Origin of the sequence: Streptomyces sp. NPDC004658 (genome assembly GCF_040609555.1) — a bacterium.
Taxonomy (GTDB): domain Bacteria; phylum Actinomycetota; class Actinomycetes; order Streptomycetales; family Streptomycetaceae; genus Streptomyces.
In genome coordinates, this window is the sequence record NZ_JBEXKG010000254.1 from 1 (window position 1) to 7,262 (window position 7,262).

A 7,262-nucleotide genomic window follows, 5' to 3' on the forward strand; every position below is an offset into this window, starting at 1 on the left:
GCATCGGCGGCGCGCTCAGCGGCACCGGGACCGTACTGGGCCTCGTACCCGCCGGACGCGGCAACGACTTCGCCCGCGCGCTCGGCCTGCCCGCCGACCCGGCCGCCCTCGCCGGCATCCTGCTGCACGCCGAGCCCCGGCCCGTCGACACGATCGAGGTGGAGTCGGCCGTCCACCCGCGCACGGTCGTCCTGGGCAGCGTCTACGCCGGCGTCGACGCGGAGGCCAACCGGCACGCGAACAACGCCCGGCTGCTGCGCGGCGCCGCCTCCTACTACGCGGGCGGCCTGCGCGCCGTCACCACCTGGCGGCCGGCCGACTACCGCGTCACCGTGGACGGCGAGGAACACAGCCACCGCGGCTACACCGTCGTCGCGGCCAACTCCCCCTACTACGGGTCCGGCCGGCTCATCGCGCCCGGCGCGCGCGTCGACGACGGCCTGCTGGACGTCGTGCTGATCCGCGAGGCCCCGCGCCGGCTGTTCTTCGCCCTGATGAACGAGCTGAAGTCGGGCGCCCACGTCCACCGCCCGCAGGTGCGCGTCCTGCGGGGCAGGGAACTGCGCATCGAGGCCACCCGGGCCGTGCCCTACGGCTCCGACGGCGAGGTGGAGGCCACCCTGCCGGTCACCCTGCGGGTTCGGCCCGGGGACCTGCCGGTGCTGTACTGACGCCCGCGGCGCATCAGCCGCGCGCTCCTGGGTAGGCAAGGAGTGCCTGGGGAGGGGAGCCGTATGTCGCTGGAGCAGGCCGAGGGTGTGGTGCGGGCGGTCGTCGTGTACGACGGGCGGCTGCTGCTGGTGCCGGAGGCGGACGGCTGGACGCTGCCCTCGGGCACCCCGGAACCGGCCGAGACCGCCCAGGCCACGGCGGCACGGATCGTCTACGAGCTGACCGGTTACCTGGTCGACGGCACCGAGCCGCTGGAACCGGGGGAGACGGCGGGGGAGACGGCCGTGGTCTGCCAGCTGCTGAGCGAGTCGCCGTCGGACGGGGGCCGCTTCGCACCGGAGCAGGTGCGCTGGGCGCTCAGGGAGGAGACCGCCGGCACACCGCTGCCGGCGAGCGTGCGCACGTATCTGCGGGGGCACACACCCGTGTGAGCCCCCGCGATCACTCAGGGTGCCGCGGGGCCCGCACGCGGTGTGCCGTCGGCTCAAGGTACGTACGGGCAGGTCGATTGCCCTCCGTTCCTCTCCGGTTGCGGGGCCGTGCCCACGGGGGTTCAGTGATGAGGGGCCGTTCGGGGGCCTTTTTCCGGTTGCTGCTTCCCTTCCGTACCAGGAGCTGCCATGTCGATGTCGTTCGGTGCGCCCTTCGGTTCGTCGGATGCGTTCAATGAGCTGCTGAATCGTTTCTTCGGAATGTCTCCGACGACATCGCCGCCCGCGGTCCAGCGCGTACCCATCGGCCGGCTGCTGACGGAATCGTCGCAGCAACTGCTGAACCTGGCCGCGCAGCGGGCCGCCGACGACGGCACCTCCGACCTGGACACCGAACACCTGCTCTGGGCGGCCACCCAGGTCGATCCCGCCCGCCGCCTGCTCTCCCAAGTCGGCGTGGACCCCGACGCGGTCGCCACCGAACTGGCCAAGGTCCTGCCGCGCGAGTCCGGCGAGCCCTCCGCACAGCCCGGCCTGACCCCGGCGGCCAAACGCACCCTCGGCGCCGCCTACGCCCGGTCCCAGGCGGCCGGCGTCTCCTACATCGGCCCCGAGCACATCCTCGGCGCCCTGCTCGGCGACAGCGACACGGGCGCGGCCCGGATGCTGCGCGCCGAGGGCCTGGACACCCAGCGCCTCGCGGGCCTGACCGAACAGACGGCGGCGCGCGCCGAGGGAGCCCCCGCCGAACGCAAGAGGCCGGCCACGACCCTGGACGAGTACGGCCGCGACCTGACGGAGGAGGCGAGGGCCGGCAAGCTCGACCCGGTGGTCGGGCGGGCCGAGGAGATCGAGCAGACCGTCGAGATCCTCTCCCGGCGCTCCAAGAACAACCCGGTGCTCATCGGCGAACCCGGAGTCGGCAAGACCGCCATCGTGGAGGGGCTGGCCCAGCGCATCGTGGCGGGCGAGGTCCCGGACGTGCTCAAGGACAAGCGCGTCGTCTCGCTCGACCTGTCGGGCATGGTCGCGGGCGCGCAGTACCGCGGACAGTTCGAGGAGCGGCTCAAGAAGGTCATCGAGGACGTCCAGGCGGCGAGCGGCGACATCATCCTCTTCATCGACGAAGTGCACACGGTCGTCGGCGCCGGCGCCACCGGCGAGGGCTCCATGGACGCGGGCAACATGCTCAAGCCCGCTCTCGCGCGCGGGGAACTCCACGTGGTGGGCGCCACGACCATCGACGAGTACCGCAAGTACGTCGAGAAGGACGCCGCCCTGGAGCGCCGGTTCCAGCCGGTGATGGTGCCCGAGCCCACGGTCGAGGAGACGGTGCAGATCCTGGAAGGACTGCGCGACTCGTACGAGGCGCACCACCAGGTCCGCTTCGACGACGAGGCCTTGGTGGCCGCCGCCGAACTGTCCGACCGGTACATCAGCGACCGCTTCCTGCCGGACAAGGCGATCGACGTGATGGACCAGGCCGGTGCCCGGGTGCGGCTGCGCAGCGCCGGGCGCTCCACCGAGATCGTCAGCCGCGAGGACCGGATCGCCAAGCTGCGCCGCGAACTCGAACAGGCCGTCTCCGCCGAGGACTTCGAGAAGGCGTCCGAGCTGAAGCGGGAGATCGCCGAGGCGGAGGGGGAGCTCGCCGGGATCGAGGAGCGCCGCGAGGGCGTCGTGTCCGTCACGGCGTCCGACATCGCCGACATCGTCTCCCGCCGTACCGGCATCCCCGTCTCGCAGCTCACCGCCAGCGAGAAGGAGAAGCTGCTCCGGCTCGAAGAGGAGATGCACGCGCGGATCGTCGGTCAGGACGAGGCGGTCACCGCGGTCTCCCAGGCCGTGCGCCGCAACCGCGCCGGCATGGGCGACCCCCGCCGCCCCGTGGGCTCCTTCCTCTTCCTCGGCCCCACCGGTGTCGGCAAGACCGAACTCGCCAAGACCCTCGCCGCCCTGCTGTTCGGCGAGGAGGACCGGATGATCCGGTTCGACATGAGCGAGTTCCAGGAGAAGCACACCGTCGCCCGGCTGGTCGGCGCGCCTCCCGGATACGTCGGTTACGAGGAAGCGGGCCAGCTCACCGAGAAGGTCCGCCGCCAGCCCTACAGCGTGGTGCTCTTCGACGAGGTGGAGAAGGCCCACCCCGACGTCTTCAACACGCTGTTGCAGATCCTGGACGACGGACGGCTGACCGACGCGCAGGGCCGCACCGTCGACTTCCGGCACTGCGTCGTCATCATGACGTCCAACATCGGGGCGCGCCGCATCCTGGACCACAAGGGCGATGTCTCCGCGCTCAAGGACGAGTTGATGGAGGACCTGCGTACGCGGTTCCTGCCGGAGTTCCTCAACCGGATCGACGACATCATCATCTTCCACGCCCTGACCGAGGACGACCTCGGGCAGATCGTGGACCACCTGCTGGACCAGAGCAGGCGCAAGGTGCGCGCGCAGGGCCTGGACCTGGAGGTCACGGAACCGGCCAAGAAACTCCTGATCGCCCACGGCCACCAGCCGGAGTTCGGCGCGCGCCCGCTGCGCCGCACGATCCAGGCGGAACTCGACAACCGCATCGCCGGCCTGCTGCTCGGCGGCGAGGCCGACCCCGGCGACACGATCGTCGCCGAGGTCCGCGACGACTCGCTGCACTGCACGGTCCGCAGAGGCGACTCAGGGCAGCCGCCGACCCGGGAAGTCTGACACCGGTCCCCCGGGGGCGGTCCGCCGGGACCGCCCCCCTCAGCCCCGCAGGGCGTCCTGCACGCCGGGGTAGCAGGCGAGCAGGGGCGTGAGGCCGACGATCTCCAGGGTGCGCAGAACAGGGCGCCGTACGCCCGCCAGGCGCAGCCATCCCCCCGGAGCGTGGGCCTGGTGCGCGGCGATCAGGACGTTGATGCCGCTGGAGTCCATGAACGGCACACCGCTGAGATCCGCGACGGTGCGCGTGCCGCCGGGGTCCGCGGGGGCCAGGGCCCGGCGGAGGGCCCCGGAGGTGTGGTGGTCGACCTCGCCGGTCACCGTCACGACCGTGACACCGTCCACGTCGGTCCGGGTGACCGACAGCGTCTCCGGCCCCGCCTGCTCGTTCGTGTCTGCCGTGTCTGCCACGCGTCCCTCGTCCACGCTCACCCGATCCTTGCCCAGAGCTTCCCTCTCCGAGAGGCTGCCCAGGATCTCCCGGAGGATGCAGCTCGACCCGGCGCGCTCCGGCGCACACCCGGTGACCACCGGCGGAGCAGGAATGCCGTCCGGCCGTCTTGCCCCGGACCGCCCGGCCCACTTCAATGCTCCCCACCCCCGCAGGAGGACACCTGTCCCACACCACCCAGTGAAGGGGTTCTCTGTGAGAGCCGTACGCCTCACCGCCGTCACCGCCGCCGCCTGCGCCATCGTGCTCGCCGCCGCGCTGCCCACCTCCGCGATCAACTCGTACAACGCCACGCCCGCGCCCGAACGCACCGAGGTCGGAGCGCTCGTGGCCCGCTGGGACGACGACGGCGACCCGGCCACCCCGGACCGCGTCGACTGGGTCTGCTCCGGCACCATGGTCGACGCCGACACCTTCCTGACCGCCGCCCACTGCACCAGCGACTGGCCGGCCGGCGTCCGCTTCTCCGTCTCCCTCGACCAGGACGTCCAGGCCGGACTCGACGCCGCCGCGAAGAGGTACCCGGGAGACCCGGCCGCCCAGGCGAACGCCGTCGCCGTCCAGGGCACCGCGCACACCCACCCCGACTACCCGGGCCCCGCCTCCGACCCGCACGACATCGCGGTCGTCGAACTGCCCGCCGCGAAGGTCGCCGCCCGCTGGTCCTTCACCCCGGCCGCCCTGCCGTCCGCGAACCAGCTCGGCGCCCTCGGTCCGCAGGGGCTGAACTCCACCGACTGGTTCGCCACCGGGTACGGCACGCAGGAGGCCGTCAACGGACCCGGCGGCCAGACCCACCCCGGAGGCGGCGTCCGGATGAAGGCCCCGGTCACGTTCGACGCCCTGAACGCGTCCTGGGTCCGGCTGGGCATGACGGCCCCGCAGGGCAACGGCGGCGCCTGCTACGGCGACTCCGGCGGGCCCAACTTCGCCGTCATCGGCGGCAGGAACGTCCTCGCCGCCACGACCATCACCGGCGACACCCCCTGCTACGCCACGAACGTCGTCTACCGCCTGGACACTCCCGGCGCCCGCGCCTTCCTGGCGCCCTTCGTGGAACTGCCGTAGACCCGGCGGGCCGGACACCGGCGGCACCGGTCCCCGCGCCGCGGGGACCGGTGCCCGCCCGGTGCCCCGCGCGCGGCGCCCGGGAGGGCGGGGGGCCGCTGACGGACATACGCTGATGTGGCCAGGGATGCCACGGAGGTCAGCCGAGCCCTGAGCCTTCCTGATGTGACGGCCCGAGCCGGCCGACGGGAAGGAGGTACCGGCATGGATCAAGAGAGGATCAGCGAGTTCCTGGACCACTTCGTCACCGACCTCGCGTCGACCGAGGCCGCCGGCAGCATCGCGCTGGGTCACCGACTCGGCCTGTACCGCGCACTCGCCGAGGGCCCGGCGACACCCGAGGAGTTCGCCGAACGCACGCACTGCCATCCGCGCTACCTCACCGAGTGGCTGCGGGGCCAGGCCGCCGGCGGGTACGCCCGGTACGATCCGGCGACCGGCCGGTTCTCACTGTCCGAGGAGCAGGCGTTCTGCCTGGCCGACCCGAACGGTCCCGATGTCGCCGCCGCCTTCCGCTTCGCGCTGGGCATGCTGCGAGCCGCGCCCCGCCTCGCCGAGGCCTTCCGCACCGGCGAGGGCCTCGCCTGGCACGAACACGACGACGAGGTGTTCGTCGGGGTCGACGCGTTCTTCCGCCCCAACTACGAGGCCGAACTGGTCCCGAACTGGATCCCCGCCCTGGACGGGACCGAGGCGAAGCTCCGCGCGGGCGCCCGGGTCGCCGACGTGGGCTGCGGTCTCGGCTCGTCGTCGATCCTGCTGGCCGAGGCGTATCCGCGGACCGAGGTCGTGGGCTCCGACTACCACGGCGCGTCGATCGCGCTGGCGCGCGAGAGGGCCGCCGAGGCCGGGGTCGCCGGGCGCGTCACCTTCCAGGTGGCCACCGCGCAGACCTTCGAGGGGACGGACTACGACCTGGTGGCCATGTTCGACTGCCTGCACGACATGGGCGACCCGTTGGGGGCCGCGCGACGGGTGCGCGAGGCGCTCGCCGCGGACGGCACGTGGCTGCTCGTGGAACCGCTCGCCTCCGACCGGACCGAGGAGAACTTCCATCCGGTGGGCCGGCTGTACTACAGCGCCTCCACGTTCCTGTGCGTCCCCAACGCCCTTTCCCAGCAGGGCGGTTACGCCCTCGGTGCGCAGGCCGGCGAGGCGGCGGTGCGCGAGGTGGCCACCGAGGCGGGCTTCACCCGGTTCCGCCGGGCCGCGCAGACTCCCTTCAACGCGGTCTACGAGATACGGCCCTAGCCCCGCGGTGCCTACACTGGGTGGCCGGGTGAGCGTCGAGGGTGACGAGCGGGAGGGGCCGTGGGAGACGGGGCCGGGGGCTGTGAGGACCCGCCCGCCGAGGTGCTCGCCGAGGCCGCCGCCGCGTTCGGGCTGCTCGCCGCCCCGGCCCGGCTGCGTCTGCTGTGGGCCCTGGCGCAGGGCGAGAGCGACGTCACGCACCTCGCCGACCGTGTGGGCGGTGCGTTGCCCGCCGTCAGCCAGCACCTGGCGAAGCTGAGGCTCGCCGGACTGGTCCGCTGCCGCCGCGAGGGCCGGCGGCAGATCTACTCCCTCGACGACCCGGACGTCGTCGCCCTGATCCGCGCCGTGGTCGCCGGGGTGGCCGCGCGCTCGCGCCCCGCTCCGGTCCCGGCCCAGGACTCACGTCGGACGCTTACCAAGGGCACGTAGACTCCCGCTGCCGTGCCGCTCCGGACGCGGGCGGCCCCGCGATGAGATGCCTCGCCTGTGATTCGGCTGTGGATCCGCGCTGTTCCGGCAAGGTTTTTGCTAGATTGCGCAATCACGCAACCGAGACGCCGCAGGCCCGACCGTTCAGGGGAGTGGGAGATGAGCGACCCGTGGGACGGGCCGGCCGGCCAAGGCACCCGCAGCCGTGGCGCGCGGGTGCCCCGGCAGCGCGGGGCAGATCCGGACGACGCGCGTCC

The 7,262-nt window shown here is 72.8% G+C and carries 7 protein-coding genes; 6 read left to right on the plus strand and 1 reads right to left on the minus strand.

Features of this window, described 5'->3' with window-relative positions; translation table 11 throughout:
• From ABZV94_RS38955 to ABZV94_RS38965, 3 genes are all read left to right on the plus strand, one after another.
• A partial coding sequence (locus ABZV94_RS38955; protein WP_356349380.1) for a diacylglycerol kinase family protein occupies positions 1 to 671 on the plus strand: 671 nt, incomplete at its 5' end.
• Positions 672 to 734: 63 nt separating this feature from the next.
• Positions 735 to 1,103, plus strand: coding sequence for an NUDIX domain-containing protein (locus tag ABZV94_RS38960; protein ID WP_356349382.1), 369 nt, complete (start codon positions 735 to 737; stop codon positions 1,101 to 1,103).
• Positions 1,104 to 1,292: 189 nt separating this feature from the next.
• A complete protein-coding gene (locus ABZV94_RS38965) occupies positions 1,293 to 3,806 on the plus strand; it encodes an ATP-dependent Clp protease ATP-binding subunit (RefSeq protein ID WP_356349384.1) in 2,514 nt (837 codons plus the stop codon).
• Between the two features lie 39 nt (positions 3,807 to 3,845).
• Here the strand turns inward: ABZV94_RS38965 and ABZV94_RS38970 are convergent, their stop codons facing one another.
• Positions 3,846 to 4,250, minus strand: coding sequence for an STAS domain-containing protein (locus ABZV94_RS38970; protein WP_356349393.1), 405 nt, complete (start codon positions 4,248 to 4,250; stop codon positions 3,846 to 3,848).
• Between the two features lie 199 nt (positions 4,251 to 4,449).
• On the opposite strand from ABZV94_RS38970, the gene ABZV94_RS38975 reads away from it, so the two are divergent.
• The 3 genes from ABZV94_RS38975 to ABZV94_RS38985 all read left to right on the plus strand — a co-directional run bounded on the left by ABZV94_RS38975 (position 4,450) and on the right by ABZV94_RS38985 (position 7,005).
• Entirely contained in the window at positions 4,450 to 5,322 is an 873-nt protein-coding gene (locus tag ABZV94_RS38975) for a trypsin-like serine protease (protein WP_356349387.1), read from the plus strand.
• 204 nt (positions 5,323 to 5,526) lie between these two features.
• Positions 5,527 to 6,573: a class I SAM-dependent methyltransferase gene (locus tag ABZV94_RS38980; protein ID WP_356349389.1), complete on the plus strand. Its 1,047-nt coding sequence runs from the start codon at positions 5,527 to 5,529 to the stop codon at positions 6,571 to 6,573.
• 60 nt (positions 6,574 to 6,633) lie between these two features.
• Positions 6,634 to 7,005, plus strand: coding sequence for a metalloregulator ArsR/SmtB family transcription factor (locus tag ABZV94_RS38985; protein WP_356349391.1), 372 nt, complete (start codon positions 6,634 to 6,636; stop codon positions 7,003 to 7,005).
• Positions 7,006 to 7,262 lie beyond the last annotated feature (257 nt).

Coding starts and splice junctions, on each gene's coding strand:
- ABZV94_RS38965 (WP_356349384.1), top strand. CDS start 1,293: ATGTCGATGTCGTTCGGTGCGCCCTTCGGTTCGTCGGATGCGTTCAAT.
- ABZV94_RS38960 (WP_356349382.1), top strand. CDS start 735: ATGTCGCTGGAGCAGGCCGAGGGTGTGGTGCGGGCGGTCGTCGTGTAC.
- ABZV94_RS38980 (WP_356349389.1), top strand. CDS start 5,527: ATGGATCAAGAGAGGATCAGCGAGTTCCTGGACCACTTCGTCACCGAC.